This is a genomic window from Demequina ureilytica, assembly GCF_048553575.1.
In the GTDB taxonomy this organism is placed as follows: Bacteria; Actinomycetota; Actinomycetes; order Actinomycetales; family Demequinaceae; genus Demequina.
In genome coordinates this window covers 185,324-202,236 of record NZ_JBLZIE010000001.1, presented here as the reverse complement: position 1 = coordinate 202,236, position 16,913 = coordinate 185,324, and the positions used below count along the sequence as shown (strand labels likewise).

The following is a 16,913-nucleotide window of genomic DNA, read 5'->3' as shown; positions in this document are numbered from 1 at the left end:
GCTGAGCGGGTGAGGTGCGCGGGCTGGGAAATCCGGCCCGCGCATCGGCCTGTCGGCGGGTGTTAGAGCGACCTCTCGAACTCCTGCATGAACGCGTTGAGCTGACCGGATTCGACCAGGAATCCGTCGTGGCCGACGGGGGAGTGGACCACCTTGACGCCGTCCGAGCCGGACATCGCTTGGTCGAGCCTTTGGGAGTTCTTGAGCGGGTAGAGGCGGTCGGAGTCGACCGCGATCACCAGCGCGGGGTCGGTGTAGCGGGCCAGCGCCGTCTCGACGCCGCCACGGTCGCGGCCCACGTCGTGACTCTGGATGGCCTGAGCGAGCCGTACGTATGTATTGGCGTCGAACCTGCGCGCGAGCTTGCGCGCGTGGTGCTGCAGGTAGCTCTGCACCGCGAACAGCCCGCCCTTGCCCAGGGGATCGCTATCGCCCTGGTACTGGCGGCCGAACCTGTCGGCGAGCTCCCGCTCCGACCTATACGTGGTGTGCGCGATCATGCGCGCAATGCCGAGCCCCACGTGTGGGCCCTCGCCGTCGGCGGCGCCGTAGTAGTCGCCGCCGCGGAAGTTCGGGTCCGCGTGGATCGCCGCCAGCTGGCTCGTGGACCACGCGATCTGGTCCGCGGTCACGGCCGCCGTCGAGCCCACCGGCGCGATCGCGCCCACGCGGCCCGGCGCCATGATGGTCCATTCAATGGCGCGCATGCCGCCCATCGACGGCCCAGTGATCAGCCGCCAGCGGCCCACGCCCAGGTGGTCGGCGAGCGCGATCTCCGCGTTCACCATGTCCCGCATGGTCACGTACGGGAACCGCGATCCCCACGGCTGGCCGTCCTCCGGGTGCGCGCTCGCGGGGCCCGTGCTGCCCTGGCAGCCGCCCACCACGTTCGCGCTCACGATGAAGTGCCGCTCGGGATCGATGGGCCGGCCCGGGCCCACCATCGCGTTCCACCAGCCGCCCGTGATGTGGCCATCTTCGGCCGGGCCCCACACGTGAGAGTCCCCCGTGAGCGCGTGCGCTATATATACGGCGTTGTCCTTGGCGGCGTTCAGCTCGCCCCAAGTCTCATACGCGAGCGTCACATCGGGCAGTGTGCCCATCGGGTCGGCCTCGAGCGCCAGGTCGCCCATGGCGAAAAATCGGCGGCGGCCCGGGTGGTCGCCTTCGCGCCATGCGGCCGATGCGGGGATCGGGGCGCCTATTGCGGGACCTTCGTCGGCGGCCCAGGCCTCGGTCTCGATGCCGTCGTCATCCATGCCGCAACCCTAGTGCGACGGGGTGTCCTGCCTGTTTTTTCACATGGGGTAGCCAGATGGGAGAACCCCGCCTACTCTTTGACAGGTGAGTCTCATGTGATTCATGTGACACATGTGACTGGATCTTGCTGAGGAGAACTGTGAAGGTAAGCGACATGCCGCGACGGCACGCTGTTCGCCGCGCGCCCAAGCGACTGACCGTGATGGGTCTCGTGGGTGCGCTCGCGATGACCGGGCTCATGACGTTCCCCATCGCGCCCGCGCAGGCCGCCGACTACCCCGGTGAGAACGAGATCGCCGCGGCCCAGGCCGCCGCCGCTGACGCCGCGGCCAGCGTCTCGCAGCTCGACGCCGCGATCGCGCAGCTCGAGGACGCCCTCCACCAGGCCGACGTCGCCGCCCGACTGGCCGACGAGGACTACCACATCGCTCAGGACGCCGCCGTGGCCGCCGAGCGCAACCTGTACGCCGCCAACAACCGCGCCGACGAGGCCGATGCCGCGCTCGCGGAGGCCAAGACCGGCCTCGCAGCCGTCGCCATGGCCTCGTACCGCAACGCCGGCTCGATGGGCAGCGTCGAGGCCATCGTCAAGTCCGACGGATTTGACGAGGTGGTGACGCGCACCGAGGGCATCAACCGCGCATCGGCCGACGCGGATTCCACCGTGCAGAAGGTTCAGGCCGCCGAGATCGTGGCCGACACCACCCGCGAGTACGCCGAGCAGGCCGCCATCGACTCCGAGAAGGCCGCTGAAGAAGCGGAAGAGGCGCTGGACACCGCGAAGGCCGCACGCGCATCGGCCGAACAAGCCGTCGGCGACGCCGCCACCGCGCGCGCCGCCGCCACCGAACGCCTCGCCGAGATGCGTGGCGTCACCGCCGAGCTCGAGCAGGAGCGCCAGAACGGCCTCGCCGCCGAGCGCGCCGCTCGCCAGCAGGCCCAGTTCCAGGAGGAGCAGGAGCGCGCTCAGCAGGCATCGGCCCCCTCCCGCGGTTCCTCGAACTCTGGGGGATCGAGCTCCGGCGGGTCCAGCTCCGGTGGCTCCAGCGGCTCGGGCGGCCAGCAGGCTGACAACCCCACTAACCCGAACCCGCGTCCCACGCAGACCTCGGACCCCGTGGAGACCTCGGAGCCCGCACCGGAGCAGACCTCCGACCCGGCCCCCAAGCCCAAGCCGGAACCCGAGCCCGAGCCGTCGAACTCCTGGCGCTCCAGCGCCTCGCAGGGCTCCACCGCGGCCGCGCACTCGCTCACGCTCAAGGGCGCCCCCTACGGATGGGGCCAGTCAGGACCGGCGTACGACTGCTCGGGACTCACCTCAGCCTCGTGGGCGAAGGCCGGGATCTCGATCCCGCGCTCCTCGGGACAGCAGTACAACGGCATGACGTTGCTGCCGTACTCCGAGCTGCGCAAGGGCGACCTGATCTTCTGGGGCGCCGGGCGCAGCTCCTCCGCGATCTATCACGTGGCCATGTACGTCGGCGGCGGCATGATCATGGAGGCGCAGACCAAGGGCACGACGGCGCAGTCGCGCGGCATGTACTCGTGGGCCGTGGGCGACATGATGCCGTACATCGGCCGCCCGTAGCCGTTCCGCTCGACCGGCGACGCCCGCACTGAGCCAGCCCGCGCATCGGCTGGACGCAGGCCCGCCAGTTGTGCACACGCCTGCGTTGCGCGTGACTGATGGGGTGCTAGAAAGGGACCACTCGTCTCCCTGGTTTCTGCCTTCACGACCGTGTGCAGAGGCGGCCGGAGCACCCCGCGAACATTCCGGAAATTGACTCTTGTCGAAACGTTCTCCGTAGCGCTACATTCAGCCTCGAACCCAGGTGTTCGGTGGCGGCCCTGAGTCCTGAAAGTCGACAACTGGTGTCGGCTTCGTCACGAGGGGTCGTCATGAGCAATTCGGGGTTGTCTGTGCGCGTGCGCGGTATTGCTGCCGCCACCATTGCAGTGCTGGGGATGGGCGCGGCGGTGACGCTTGCGGGGCCCGCGACCGCCGCCACCGGCGCATCTTTGACGGGAACGGTGACCATGCCGGCCGGCGCCCCCGCGGAGTGGCTCGACGGAGTGACGGTCTCCGTGGAGACGGACGCCCGGAGCTACGAGGCTGACGTCGAGGCCGAGACCGGCGCGTACGTGATCGAGGACGTGCCGGTGGGCAACCACGTCGTGTACTTCTCCGTGATGTCCTACTACGACCTCGACACCGACGAGTGGATCGATCCCAACCTGGTCCCCGAGTACCACGACGACGCCTGGTTCTACGAGGACGCCACCCCCGTGCGGTTCGACGAGGGTGCCTCGCTCACCATCGACGCGTCGCTCGACTACGGCCGTTCGATCACGGGCACCGTGTCTCTTGACGAGGGCGCGGACCCCGCACTGCTGGAGTCGCCCATCGAGGTTGCCGCGGCGCTGATGAGCGCGGACGAGTGGTTCGAGCGGGCCGCGAGGGTCGACCCCGAGACCGGCGCGTACTCGCTCACAGGGCTGACCCCCGGCGACTACCTGGTGAGTTTCTCCGGCATCGCCGACGGACCGGGTAGTGCCACCAACGTGATCCGCGAGTACTACGACGACGCCTCCTTCGAGGACACCGCGACGCTGGTCGACGTCCGCACGGCCGATGTGACCGGCATCGACGCCTCGCTGGCCGAGGGCCTCACGGTGTCGGGCACGGTCACTCTCCCCGACGGCGCTCCCCAGGAATGGCTCGCTGGCATTGCGGTGAGCGCATACGACGACGACGGCAACTGGTACGGCGCGTCCAACGTCGACCCCGCCGACGGCACTTACACCGTCGCGGGCCTGCCGAGCGGCGACTACACGGTGGAGTTCGCGGCCGACGGCTACTGGGACGACGAGTTGGGCGAGTGGGTCCAGATCAACCTGATCGGGGAGTTCTACGACAACGCGTCGTGGATGGACGAGGCCACGTACGTCGAGGTGACGAGCTCTGTCACGGGCATCGACGCGGAGCTCTCGGTGGGCGGCTCGATCTCCGGCACGGTGTCGCTGCCGAGCGGTTCCCCTGAGGAGTGGTGGAACGGCGTGGGAGTGTCGGTCGAGTCCGTCGACGGCTTCTACAGCTCGTACAGCGGGCTCGAGCCGGACGGCAAGTACACCGTGTGGGGCCTTCCCGCCGGCGAGTACATGGTGAGCTTCGAGGCCGAGGGCTACTGGGACGGGCAGACAGACGAGTGGATCCCTACCGGCCTGATGGGCGAGTACTACGACGACGCCGCTACCTACGACCAGGCCACCACCCTCGCAGTCGGTGCGGGCGAGGGGGTGACCGGGATCGACGCTTCCCTCGAGCCGGGCCTGACGCTCTCCGGCACTGTCGCGATCGAGGACGGCGGCGACCCCGGGCTGTTGGCCGAGGGCATCGCCGTGTCGGTGGAGGCCCCCGAGTGGGAGGGCTTTGGCGGCTGGGGCTCGGCCATCGCAGACCCGGTGACTGGCGAGTACACGATTTCTGGGCTCGCGCCCACGTCCTTCCACGTGACCTTCACGGGTGAAGAGGACTGGGACGGGGACGGGCCCTACTCGATCACCAACGTCGTCACCGAGTACTACGACGACGTCCTGGACTACTGGGATGCGACGCTCGTGGATCTGTCCGCGGGCAGCGTCACCGACATCGACGCCGAGCTGGCCGAGGGGTACTCGATCAGCGGCACCGTGACCCTCCCCGAGGGCGCGCCCGCCGAGGAGTACGAGGCAATCTCCGTCACGGTGGTCCACCCCGAACGCGACACCGTGCAGGGGGCGTGGGTGGACCCGGAGACCGGCGCCTACACGGTGTCCGGTCTTGCGGCCGACGAGTACTACGTGCGGTTCGAGGCGTACGAGTTCTACGACCCCGAGTTGGACGACTACGTGCAGTCGAACCTGGTCGCCGAGTTCTATGAGGATGCGATTGCGATCGAGGACGCGACGGCAGTGTCCGTCGTGGACGGCGACCGCGACGGGATCGACGTGGCGCTGGCCTACGGTTCGACGGTCTCCGGGACAGTGACGCTTCCCGAAGGGGCGGATCCCATGGCCGGCGAGGCCGTGTGGGTAACCCTCGAGCGGCCCGACGGCACCGGCCCGCAGTTCTGGGCCAACGCGGACTGGGAGACCGGCGCCTACGTGATCCGTGGGGTCCCGGACGGCACCTACGTCGCCTCCTTCGGCGCCGAGGACTACTGGGACGAGGCCAGCGACGACTACGTCCCGTCAGGGATCGCGACCGAGTACTACGACGACGTCGCCGACATCGAGGACGCGACCGACATCGTGGTGGACGGCGACGTGTCCGGGATCGACGCGGCGCTCGACTTCGCGGTCGACGACGGCGCGTTCTTGGCCGACATCTCGGACGACCCGGACTCGCCCGACTTCAGCGAGTTCTTCAACGAGATCACGTGGCTCGCGGACGAGGGCATCACGCGCGGCTGGGACAACGGTGACGGCACCGCGAACTTCCGGCCCTTCGCCAACGTCACCCGCGACGCGATGGCGGCGTTCCTCTACCGGTACGCCGGCTCTCCCGACGTTGACCTGCCGGACGAGTCGCCGTTCTCCGACGTGAGCCCCGAGACGTCGGAGTTCTACGAGGAGATCGTGTGGCTGTCGCAGCAGGAGATCACCGAGGGCTGGGTGGTCGGCGACGAGACCGAGTTCCGTCCCTTCGAGAAGATCACGCGTGACGCGATGGCGGCGTTCCTGTACCGTTTCGCCGATTCCCCGGAGTGGACGGCGCCCGAGGAGTCGCCGTTCGTTGACGTGACGGCCGACAACACGGAGTTCTACGCGGAGATCACGTGGCTTGCGGACAGCGGCATCACCACCGGGTGGACCGTGGGCGACGAGACGCAGTTCCGTCCCTTCTCGCCCATCACCCGCGACGCGATGGCCGCGTTCCTCTACCGGTTCGACCAGCTGCCCGAGTAGCCCGTGCCGAGGCCGATGCGCGGGCTGGCTTGGCCCGCGCATCGGCCGGACGGACGCTGAGCTGAAGCGTTGCTCACCCACTTGGGACTGGTGCGACGAGTGAGGCGAGTGGGGGCTCACATGCGTCACTGGCGTCACTCCCGCCACACGTGTGTGAGGAACGCGCCGGCGCCGACGGCGAGGACGCGCCGGGGCGCGACACGCCGAAGACGCCCGGCATGAGATCCCTCACTTTGCACAGGTTTTGCGTCATTGGGAGACCCGCCGTCCGTCACACTTCGTGAACGCCGTCACTTCACGAAAAGCAGGGCACGATGATCGAGTCACGTATCTACAAGCGCGAAGCCGAGCTGGGCCTCACCGGAGGCGCGCTGCGCCGCCGCCAGGCGCTGCGCGTGGTGCGCGACGGCACCATCACCCCGGCGGCGACCCCCGATTCGATCCAACTGCGCCTGCGTGCCGACGGGACGTTCGCGCAGCACGGGGTGCTCGGAAGTCCTGACGCGCTGGTGGTACGGGTGGTCGTCGAGAACACCGGCGCCCAGCCCGTGGCCGTCCGCGACGTTGATGTGGCCTTCGACCTGTCGGGCGCGCATGTGGCCATCGACACCGGGGCGGGAGCAGGCTGGCGCGGCCCGGCCGAAGGCTGGAGCTTCACTCTCACGCGCATCGGCGTGCGCGTGGCCGTCGCACTCCTGCACCGCGGCCCCATCGAGCCCGGCGCCACCGCAGAGGCGACGTTCCAGCTGAACATGACCCCCGAGGCACGGCTGGCCGAGGGGCTGACGCTGCGAGCCTCAGGGCACGCGGACGGTCAGCCGAGCGGCTCGTGGTCGAGCGAGATCACGTTCCCGGTGGAGCGACTGACGCTCTGACGTCCCGAGGGGTCAGTGGACCTGCGGGGGCAGCAGCGGGTTCATGTGTGCGAACACCGTGCCCTTGGCGCGCTCGAAGGAGCGGCGAATCTCCGCCTCGGCCTCCTCGCGGCCCTCCCAGGTCGCGCCCTCGACCGACTTGCCGGGCTCGAGGTCCTTGTAGACCTCGAAGAAGTGCTGGACCTCCAGGCGGTGGAAGTCGGAGATGTCCTCGAGCTCCTGGCGCCACGCCTGACGCTGGTCGCCCATGGGCACGCACAGCACCTTGTCGTCCACGCCGGCCTCGTCGCTCATGCGGAACATGCCCAGCGCGCGGCAGCGGATCATGCAGCCCGGGAACGTGGGCTCCTCGAGCAGCACCAGCGCATCGAGCGGGTCGCCGTCCTGGCCCAATGTGCCGTCGATGAACCCATAGTCATCCGGATACCGGGTAGACGTGAACAGCATGCGATCGAGGATGATGCGACCCGTCTCGTGGTCCACCTCGTACTTGTTCCGCGATCCCTTGGGGATCTCGATCGTCACGTTGAATTCCATGGTCTACCTCGCGTCGGGGAGTTAGGTGCTGCGTACTAGTGTGGCCTACGTCCGGAGGTGACGCGTGCGCAGAAAGGCGTTGGCGGGAATTCTTGTCCCCGCCTTTGTGATTGGCGGTGCCGCCCTTTACGCGACCGCCGATGCGTACGATCTCGTTCCCGGGTTCATCACCGCCGATCCCGTCCCGGTCGCCCCCGCCCCGTTCCTCACCCACGCGGCTGTGAGCGCCTCCCCGGCCCCCGCATCGGCCGTGTCCTTCATCGGGGACGACGCGCCCGTCCCCTCGGCCGCGCGGCTCGAGGAGCTCGCGCGGGCGGTCCGCGACGACCCGCGCACCGGCACCTCCACCAACATCTCCGTGATCGACGTGGTGACCGGCGACGTGCTCGTGGACCTCGACGCCGCAGACCCCCAGGTGCCCGCCTCCTCCACCAAGCTGCTGACCGCCGTCAGCGCCGTCGCCGACCTGGGCCCCGACTTTCAGATGATCACCACCGCGACGTGGGAGCCCGGCGAGCGGGTGCTGACCCTCGTCGCGGGCGGCGACATGATGCTCGCGGCGGGGGAGGGCCATCACGGTGAGGGGGAGGACGCGAATGGTTACGCCGGCGTGGCCGACCTCGCCGAAGCCATCGCGCTCGCGGCCCCCAGTGCCCTCGACGGCTCCCCGATCTCCGTGGCGGTCGACGACTCCGCCTTCGAGGGACCCGCGGTCAACCCCGACTGGCCCCAGTACGCACTCGACCAGGGTTACATCGCCGCCGCCACCGGGCTGGCCGTCGACGCCGGGCGCACCAGCCCCGAGACCTACGCCTCTCGCTACGACGACCCGTCCGTGGCCGCCGGCGAAGACTTCGCCGCCGCCGTCACCGAGCTGGGCGCGACCGTCTCCGGCGAAGTGGAACGCGCCGCCAGCCCGGCGGGCGCATCGGCCGTCGCCGCGGTGCCGAGCGCGCCGCTGAGCGACATCGTCGCCCTGCTCCTGCGGGAATCCGACAACACCATCGCCGAGATCGTCGCCCGCGTGCACGCCATGGAGACCGGCCGTCCCACCACTCCTGCCGGTGCGGCCGATGCGACCATCGCCGGGCTCTCCGAGCTTGGGGTGCCCGTGGAGGGCTTGGTACTTCGCGACGGCGCCGGGTTCTCCGAGCGCAACCGCATCTCGGCACAGCAGCTGACGAGCACGATCACGGCCGGGCGTGAGGCCCCGAACACCAGCGAGTTGCTCGACTGGCTGCCCGTCGGCGGGCTCGAGGGAACCGTCGCCGCGCGCTACGCCGAGGAGCCCGCCGCCGGGTCCTTGCGAGCCAAGACCGGGTCGCTTACCGGCGTGACCGCCCTGGCAGGCACCGTGCAGACCGCCGACGGCCGGCTGCTGGCCTTCGCGATGCTCGCCGATGGCATGGAGTACAACCCGCAGGGGCCGCGCGATGCGTTCGATGAGATGGTCAACGCTTTGGCACAATGCGGCTGTGAGTAGTTGCTGTCCGCTGACGCGCACCCCGGGTGCGTGCCGCGCTGAGCCGACCCCCGCATCGGCCGCCCGGACTGGTCAGAGATGACCGGCCCGCACCCCTCCGTCGCCGCGATCCGCACCGCCGTGCGCGCCGCCCTCGACGAGGCCGAGGTCGGCTCCCGCGTGTGGGTCGCGTGCTCGGGAGGGCCCGACTCGCTGGCGCTCGCGGCCGGCGCAGCATTTGTGGGCCGCAAGGAGGGCTACCTCACCGGCGCGATCATCGTGGACCACGGGCTGCAGGAGGGCTCGGCCGCAGTCGCCGAGCGCGCCGCCGCCGAGGTCCGCAAGGCCGGCATTCACCACGTCTTCATCGAGAAGGTCACCGTAGGCCGCGAGGGCGGGCTCGAATCCGCCGCGCGCAACGCCCGCTACGCCGCGCTCAACAACCGCATAGACGCCGAGGGCGGGCTGTCGCCCGTGCTGCTCACCGGTCACACCATGGACGATCAGGCCGAGACCGTGCTGTTGGCGCTCGCGCGCGGGTCCGGTGCTCGCGCGCTGGCCGGGATACCCGCGCGGCGCGGGCGCATCATTCGGCCCATGCTGTCGCTGCGCCGCAAGGACACGGTGGCGGCATGCGAGGTGCTCGGGCTCGAGCCGTGGCACGACCCCACCAACCTGGTGTCCGACGGGCCCAAGCGATCGGCGGTGCGCGCCAAGGTGATGCCCGCGCTGGTCGACGTGCTGGGGCCGGGCGTGGTGTCCGGGCTGGCGCGATCCGCGGCGCTGCTGCAGGCCGATGCCGACGAGCTCGACCGGCAGGCGCGCGCCGCCATGGGCACCGGCATGGGTGCCGGGAGTACGGGAGGTGCGGGCGCATCGGCCGGGCGGGGCGGCGACGAGGAATGGCAGTGCGACAGGCTCGCGGCGCTGCCCGATGCGATCCGCTCACGCATGATCAAGATGCTCGCCGAGAAGCGCGGGGCCGGGCCGCTCACCACCGCCCACGTGGTGGCGATCGACCTGCTCGTGACCGGGTTCCGCGGACAGGGCGGCGTCGCGCTCCCCGGAGGCTACGAGGCGCGGCGCGAATATGGCAGGCTGGTCATCACCCGCCCGAGTCCCCGCCCTTAAGCCCGGGCGTCACCAAGGAGCAGCCGTGGAACCCCAGTACGACATGAAGGATTTCACCAAGGTGATCGTCAGCGAGAACGACATCTCGCGCAAGCTCGACTCCCTCTCCGCGCAGATCCGCGCCGACTACGATGGCAAGGACCTGCTGCTGGTCGGCGTGCTGAAGGGCGCGGTCATGGTGATGGCGGACCTCGCGCGCCGCATGCCGCCGAGCGTGCAGATGGACTGGATGGCGGTGTCGTCGTACGGCTCCGGCACCAAGAGCTCCGGCGTGGTGCGCATCCTCAAGGACCTCGACGCCGACCTGTCCGGGCGCCACGTGCTCATCGTCGAGGACATCATCGACTCCGGCATCACGCTGCACTGGCTGCTGGGGAACCTGCGTTCGCGCGGCGCGGCCTCCGTCGAGGTCATGACGCTGCTGCGCAAGCCCGACGCCCAGCAGGTCGAGGTCCCGGTCAAGTACCAGGGCTTCGAGATCCCCAACGAGTTCGTGGTGGGCTACGGCCTCGACTACGCGGAGTCGTACCGGACACTGCCGTTCGTGGCGATCCTGAACCCGAAGGTCTACGGCGAATAGTCCGATCTGCAGCGTTCCTCACCCACGTGTGACGGGTGGTGCGCTTGAGCAGCAGGTGACTGTCACTCAAGCATCGACGGACTCACTCGTCACATCCGTGTGAGGAACACCCCGGGTTGGTGATGAGGCGCGGCGTCCCCAACGCTCCCAGGCTCACTCGCTTCCCCCGGCTGGGCGTACTGAAGTAGCCGTCGGTAAACGCCGCCTCCCATCCTCGGGCGATGGACCCACTCCGAGCGCTCCGTGCTGCTGGCGGTGCCGCTCACCGTGCAGCGCTGCTGAGAAGCGGGGTGAGCGAGCGTGCCCTCGACCGGGCATTTCGGGATGGACTCATTCACCGCCCATACCGAGGCGTCTACGTCCTCTCCGATGTCTCCGACGCGAGAGCGTTGGCGTGCTACTTCGGGGGGCGGATCACGTGCGTCAGTGCTGCGGAAGCACGTGGGCTTCGTGTGCTCGAGCGACCCACTGCGGTGCACCTGGAGCTCGCTGCCGAGCTCGGGCGCAGACGCCGGCCCACCCCTGCGCATGTCGCGGCACGGCTGCATCGTTCGCGCAGCTTCACAGAGGGGCGGGTGCTCGTGTCGACGCCCCGGGCAATTGACGTCTCGGCGCATTGCGTCGATGCCAGAGCGCAGTTGGTGATGCTCGACCACGCGTTTCGTATCGGCACATGCACCCGAGACGACATCGCCGCGTTCACTGTGACTCCCGGGCCGCGACGCGCGTGGTTGCTCGCTGCCGTTGATCCACGATCGGACTCGGTGTCAGAGACGTGCGCACGCATCGCGTTGCGGGCCGCAGGGCTCCAGGTGCAGAGCCAGGCCGTGTTCCCCGGAGTCGGCAGGGTGGATCTGCTGGTGGAGGGTCGGCTCGTGGTCGAGTGCGACGGGCGGGAGTACCACTCCGATCCCCGTGCGTTCGCGAAGGACCGCGCCCGGGACCGCGAGTTGGTTGCTCAGGGCCTCGACGTGCTTCGCTTCCCTTACGCCGACACGGTGTACCGCCCGGAAAGAGTGGTGAGCGACGTGCGCCGGGCACTCGATGCGAGCCCGTTGCGCAGGTGATGTGCAGCGTTCCTCACACACATGTGATGAGTGGGGGTGATGGTGATGCTGATGCAGCCCCAACGGCCCCACGCGCCCCGTGTTTCACATCCGTGTGAGGAACGCGACGCAGGGGAGGGGAGGGGTGCCGCCTCGCCTTCAGCGAAACCTTGATATCGCCCCAGCACACTGCCGTAGGCTCTACACCACCATGAAAAAGGCACTCACCCTGCGCCGCATCATCCCCCTCGTCCTCCTCGCCGTACTGATTGGCTGGCTGGTGTCGGGTCTGTTCGCGCCCCAAGTCCAGCGCGTCGACACGTCCACCGGCCTCCAGATCCTGGACGCCGAGCTGGTCGAGCAGGCGAAGATCATCGACATCGACCAGCGCGTGCAGCTCACGCTCGTCGAGGACTGGGCCGAGGAGATCCCGGAGGACGCCCCCGCAGAGTGGGCCGACTACCCCGCGCAGATCGAGTTCTTCTGGACCGCGCCGCAGGGCGAGGAGATCGTCGACGCGGTCAAGGCCGCGGACCCGGAGGGCGGCTACGACTCCGAGGTTCCGCAGTCCAGCATCTGGTCGACCCTCGCGTTCACGTTCCTGCCGATCCTGCTGCTGGTCGCGCTGTTCTGGTTCCTGATGTCGAGCATGCAGGGCGGCGGCAGCCGGCTCATGCAGTTCGGCAAGTCCAAGGCGTCGCTGGTCACGCCGGACACCCCCACCGTCAAGTTCGATGACGTCGCGGGCGTCGAGGAGGCCGTGGACGAGCTCCGCGAGATCGAGGAGTTCCTCGAGAACCCGGAGAAGTTCCAGGCCGTGGGCGCCAAGATCCCCAAGGGCGTGCTGCTGTACGGCCCGCCCGGAACCGGAAAGACACTGCTGGCCCGCGCCGTCGCGGGCGAGGCCGGCGTGCCGTTCTTCCACATCTCCGGATCCGACTTCGTCGAGATGTTCGTCGGCGTCGGCGCAAGCCGTGTGCGCGACCTGTTCGAGCAGGCCAAGAAGAACGCCCCGGCGATCATCTTCGTCGACGAGATCGACGCCGTGGGCCGTCACCGCGGCGCCGGCATGGGCGGCGGCCACGACGAGCGCGAGCAGACCCTCAACCAGATGCTGGTCGAGATGGACGGCTTCGACGCCAACACCAACGTCATCATGATCGCGGCGACCAACCGCCCCGACATCCTCGACCCCGCGTTGCTGCGCCCCGGCCGGTTCGACCGCCAGGTGGGCGTGGACGCGCCAGACCTCAAGGGCCGCCAGAAGGTGCTCGAGGTCCACGCCAAGGGCAAACCCATCGCTCCCGATGTGGACCTCACCCTCATGGCCCGCCGGACCCCGGGCTTCACGGGTGCCGACCTTGCGAACGTCCTCAACGAGGCCGCCCTGCTCACCGCACGAAGGGACCTCAAACTCATCGGCCCCTCCGAGCTCGACGAGGCCGTGGACCGCGTGATCGCCGGCCCGCAGAAGCGCACCCGCATCATGAACGACCACGACAAGGCCGTCACGGCCTATCACGAGGGCGGCCACGCCCTCGTGGCGGCCGCGATGAACCACACGGACCCGGTCACCAAGGTGACGATCCTGCCCCGCGGCCGCGCCCTCGGCTACACGATGGTGATGCCGCAGGAGGACCGCTACTCGAAGACCCGCAACCAACTGCTCGACAACCTCGCCTACGCGATGGGCGGCCGGGTCGCCGAGGAGCTGGTGTTCGGAGACCCCTCGACGGGCGCGAGCAACGACATCCAGCAGGCCACCGAGATCGCCAAGCAGATGGTGACCGAGTACGGCATGTCGCCAGAGGTGGGCTCCGTGCGCCTGGCCGGCAGCTCCGGCGAGGTGTTCCTGGGCCGCGACATGGGCCACGGGCGCGACTACTCGGAGACGCTCGCCGCGAAGGTCGACTCCGAGGTCCGCCAACTCATGGACAACGCGATGGAGGAGGCCACCAAGGCACTCCAGGCCAACCGCGCCGTGCTCGATCAGCTCGCGACGGAGCTCCTCGAGAAGGAGACCCTCAACGAGATCGAGCTCGCGGAAATCTTCACCAAGGTCAAGCAGGTCGCCCGGCGCAAGCACTGGGTGAGCGGCGACTGGGCGCCCAAGACCGCGCCCCGCAAGAAGCCGGTCACCGCGCCGCCGCCGCCCAAGGAGGAGCCCAAGGATTCACTCCCCACCGAGTCGCCGGACGGACCGGCGGACGGTGCAAGCGACCTGGCCACCGCGTCTCCTCACGACCCTGCCACTGACGACCAGAAGTAGCGTGACGTAGATGAGCAAGCAGCCTGGTAGCAGCAGCAACAGCCATCCGGCCGATGCGCGGGCCGGCCAGTCCTCCCCGCCCGCCTTGCGTGCGGCGGAGGCGCCGCGCGTGGACGAGGAGCCGGAGCGCGCATCGGACGCCGGAGCGGTCGACCACAAGCGCGCCGAGGCGGCCGTGCGCGAACTGCTGATCGCCATCGGCGAGGACCCGGACCGCGACGGTCTCAAGGACACTCCCGGCAGGGTCGCGCGCGCGTACGAGGAGTTCTTCGCCGGCCTCACCCAGAACCCCGAGGACGTGCTGAGCGCGGTCTTCGAGCTGGGCCATGAGGAGATGATCCTGGTCAAGGACATCGAGCTGTACTCCATGTGCGAGCACCACCTGGTCCCGTTCCACGGTGTGGCCCACGTGGCCTACATACCGGGCGAGGACGGCCGCATCACCGGGTTGAGCAAGTTGGCTCGCTTGGTAGAGATGTACGCGCGCCGCCCGCAGGTCCAGGAGCGCCTCACCACCCAGGTGGCGGATTCCCTCGTCGAGCACCTGGGCGCACGCGGCGTCATCGTCGTCGTCGAGGCCGAGCACCTGTGCATGTCCATGCGCGGCATCCGCAAGCCCGGCTCGCGCACCGTGACCAGCGCGGTCCGCGGCGTGATGCGGGACGCCGCCACGCGCGCCGAGGCGATGAGCCTCATCGTCGGAAAGTAGCCCGCCGTGACGCTGGTCATGGGGATTCTCAACGTCACCCCGGACAGCTTCAGCGACGGTGGTCGCTGGCATGCGGCCGATGCGGCCGTCGCCAAGGGCCTCGAGCTCGCCCGGGAGGGGGCGGACATCGTCGACGTGGGCGGGGAGAGCACGCGACCCGGCGCGGAGCGCGTCGAGCCGGGCGAGGAGGTCTCCCGCGTGCTGCCGGTCATCGAAGCGCTCGCGGGCGAGGGCCTCACGGTGTCGATCGACACCATGCGGGCGCGGACGGCGCGCGCCGCGGTGGACGCGGGAGCCCGGATCGTCAACGACGTCTCGGGCGGACTCGCCGACGCGGACATGGCGCGGATCGTCGCCGAGCTCGAATGCGATTACGTGGCCATGCACTGGCGCGCGCACAGCACCCGAATGGATGCACAGGCCCACTACGGCGACGTGGTGAGCGAGGTGCGGGACGAGCTCGCGGCGCGCGTGGACGCGCTGGTCGCGGCCGGGATCGAGCCAGCGCGGATCGTGCTCGACCCGGGCCTGGGATTTTCGAAGGTGGGGACAAGCAACTGGGAGTTGCTCGCGCACCTGGAGCAGCTCCGCGCCGTCGCCCCGAGCGGCCGGATCTTGGTGGGCGCGTCGCGCAAGCGGTTCCTGGGAGCGACCATCACGCGCGACGACCGCGAAGGCGACGGGCAGGCAAAACCGGCCCCCGCACGGATACGCGACCACGCCACCACCGCCGTCACGACGATGTGCGCCCAGCAGGGCGTCTGGGCGGTGCGTGTGCACGATGCATCGGCCGCTCGCGACGCGGTCCAGGTCGTGTCCGCTTGGCAGAACGCCCGCGAGGGGCAACGATGAGGCTATGACCACAGCAACGAGGCCCTACGTCAAAGACGGCATCGAGTTCGACCAGATCGCAGTGCGCGGCATCCGCGTCGCCGGCTTTCACGGTGTGTTCACGAACGAGCGCGAGGACGGTCAACTCTTCTTCGCGGACGTGGTCGCGCACGTGAACACGCGGTCGGCTGCGGCGACCGACGATGTGTCGCGCACCGTCAACTACTCGGACATCGCGGACCGCACCGCCGAGATCCTGGCGGGCTCTCCCTTCAAGCTCATCGAGGCCGTCGCCGAGCACGTCGCGCGCGACCTGCTCGGAATCGAGGGCATCGGCTGCGTGGACGTGACAATCCACAAGCCGCAGGCGCCCCTGCACGTCGAGTTCAAGGACGTCACGGTGTCGATCCGCCGGGACCGCCGCGACGGGTCGCTGACGGCGGACAAGCGCATCGGCTCCTCCGCAGGACTGTCCGACGACCCGCTCGACCCCGCCTCTGGACCCGCGAAGGACCGGATGGACGAGCGTCCCCCGCAGCCCGTGGGCGCCGTGATCGCGCTGGGTGGCAACATCGGCGACGTCGAGCCCGTCTTCCGCGACACGCTCGCGGCACTGCACCGCATCACCGGCATCGAGATGCGCGCCGCCTCGCCCCTGTTCCGGTCCGCACCCGAGGGCGGCGTCGATCAGCCCGACTACCTCAACGCCGTCGCGCGCATCCACACCATGCTGTCCCCGCGCGAGCTGCTCGCGGCGTGCCACGGCATCGAGATGCTGCACGGCCGCGACCGCAGCGTGCCGCGCGCCTCGCGCACGCTCGATCTCGACATCATCAGCTACGACGGCGTGACCGGCGAGACCGCCGACCTCACCCTCCCGCACCCCCGCGCGCACCAGCGGGCGTTCGTGCTCGTGCCGTGGTCCTACATGGAGCCCGATGCTGTGCTCGAGCCGCACGGCCGGGTGATGGACCTCGCGCGACAGATGAGCGCGGAGGGGCTCACCATGGCCGCGCCCGAGTGGCCGCACGTGCCCGCGCCCGATGCGCTTGAGACGGCCCCTCCCGTGCAGACCGCGGAGGCGGGTCCCGAACACCAGGCCGACTGGTCGGAGCCGGCCCTGGAGCCGGCGCTGGACCCGGCGCAGCCCGAGCAGCAGTACGGGCAGCCGGAGCAGCCCGACCAGCTGAGCCAGTCGGGCCAGCCTGACCAGCCCGAGCAGCCCCGCTGGGAGACCGACCCCGGTCCGTCCGGTCCGCAGTAGTC

The 16,913-nt window shown here is 69.6% G+C and carries 13 protein-coding genes; 11 read left to right on the top strand and 2 right to left on the bottom strand.

What is annotated here, in order from left to right:
• Positions 1-62: 62 nt before the first annotated feature.
• A complete protein-coding gene (gene metX / locus ACNI3K_RS00870; protein WP_419389974.1) occupies positions 63-1,259 on the bottom strand; it encodes a homoserine O-acetyltransferase MetX in 1,197 nt (398 codons plus the stop codon).
• 155 nt (positions 1,260-1,414) lie between these two features.
• On the opposite strand from metX, the gene ACNI3K_RS00865 reads away from it, so the two are divergent.
• From ACNI3K_RS00865 to ACNI3K_RS00855, 3 genes are all read left to right on the top strand, one after another.
• The gene (locus tag ACNI3K_RS00865) at positions 1,415-2,848 is read left to right on the top strand and encodes a C40 family peptidase (RefSeq protein ID WP_419389973.1); all 1,434 of its coding nucleotides are present in this window, start codon (positions 1,415-1,417) and stop codon (positions 2,846-2,848) included.
• A 311-nt stretch (positions 2,849-3,159) separates the two neighbouring features.
• Entirely contained in the window at positions 3,160-6,207 is a 3,048-nt protein-coding gene (locus tag ACNI3K_RS00860; RefSeq protein WP_419389972.1) for an S-layer homology domain-containing protein, read from the top strand.
• A 314-nt stretch (positions 6,208-6,521) separates the two neighbouring features.
• Positions 6,522-7,082 carry a hypothetical protein gene (locus tag ACNI3K_RS00855; protein WP_419389971.1) on the top strand — a complete coding sequence of 187 codons (561 nt, stop codon included), beginning with the start codon at positions 6,522-6,524 and terminating at the stop codon, positions 7,080-7,082.
• Positions 7,083-7,094: 12 nt separating this feature from the next.
• On the opposite strand, the gene ACNI3K_RS00850 is transcribed toward ACNI3K_RS00855, so the two are convergent.
• Positions 7,095-7,619: an inorganic diphosphatase gene (locus ACNI3K_RS00850; RefSeq protein WP_419389970.1), complete on the bottom strand. Its 525-nt coding sequence runs from the start codon at positions 7,617-7,619 to the stop codon at positions 7,095-7,097.
• A 64-nt stretch (positions 7,620-7,683) separates the two neighbouring features.
• Between ACNI3K_RS00850 and dacB the strand changes: the two genes are divergently transcribed.
• The 8 genes from dacB (at position 7,684) to folK (ending at position 16,911) form a co-directional block, all read left to right on the top strand.
• Positions 7,684-9,102 (top strand): D-alanyl-D-alanine carboxypeptidase/D-alanyl-D-alanine endopeptidase, encoded by a 1,419-nt coding sequence (dacB, locus tag ACNI3K_RS00845; protein WP_419389969.1) that lies wholly within the window; start codon positions 7,684-7,686, stop codon positions 9,100-9,102.
• A gap of 78 nt (positions 9,103-9,180) precedes the next feature.
• The gene (gene tilS, locus ACNI3K_RS00840) at positions 9,181-10,212 is read left to right on the top strand and encodes a tRNA lysidine(34) synthetase TilS (protein ID WP_419389968.1); all 1,032 of its coding nucleotides are present in this window, start codon (positions 9,181-9,183) and stop codon (positions 10,210-10,212) included.
• A 43-nt stretch (positions 10,213-10,255) separates the two neighbouring features.
• Positions 10,256-10,792, top strand: a complete 537-nt coding sequence (gene hpt, locus ACNI3K_RS00835) for a hypoxanthine phosphoribosyltransferase (protein WP_419391081.1) — start codon at positions 10,256-10,258, stop codon at positions 10,790-10,792.
• Positions 10,793-11,556: 764 nt separating this feature from the next.
• Positions 11,557-11,859, top strand: a complete 303-nt coding sequence (locus tag ACNI3K_RS00830; RefSeq protein WP_419389967.1) for an endonuclease domain-containing protein — start codon at positions 11,557-11,559, stop codon at positions 11,857-11,859.
• Positions 11,860-12,049: 190 nt separating this feature from the next.
• Positions 12,050-14,107 (top strand): ATP-dependent zinc metalloprotease FtsH, encoded by a 2,058-nt coding sequence (gene ftsH, locus ACNI3K_RS00825; RefSeq protein WP_419389966.1) that lies wholly within the window; start codon positions 12,050-12,052, stop codon positions 14,105-14,107.
• A 10-nt stretch (positions 14,108-14,117) separates the two neighbouring features.
• Positions 14,118-14,816, top strand: a complete 699-nt coding sequence (gene folE, locus ACNI3K_RS00820) for a GTP cyclohydrolase I FolE (RefSeq protein WP_419389965.1) — start codon at positions 14,118-14,120, stop codon at positions 14,814-14,816.
• Positions 14,817-14,822: 6 nt separating this feature from the next.
• Positions 14,823-15,668 carry a dihydropteroate synthase gene (gene folP / locus ACNI3K_RS00815; protein WP_419389964.1) on the top strand — a complete coding sequence of 282 codons (846 nt, stop codon included), beginning with the start codon at positions 14,823-14,825 and terminating at the stop codon, positions 15,666-15,668.
• Between the two features lie 4 nt (positions 15,669-15,672).
• Positions 15,673-16,911, top strand: coding sequence for a 2-amino-4-hydroxy-6-hydroxymethyldihydropteridine diphosphokinase (folK, locus tag ACNI3K_RS00810; protein WP_419389963.1), 1,239 nt, complete (start codon positions 15,673-15,675; stop codon positions 16,909-16,911).
• Positions 16,912-16,913 lie beyond the last annotated feature (2 nt).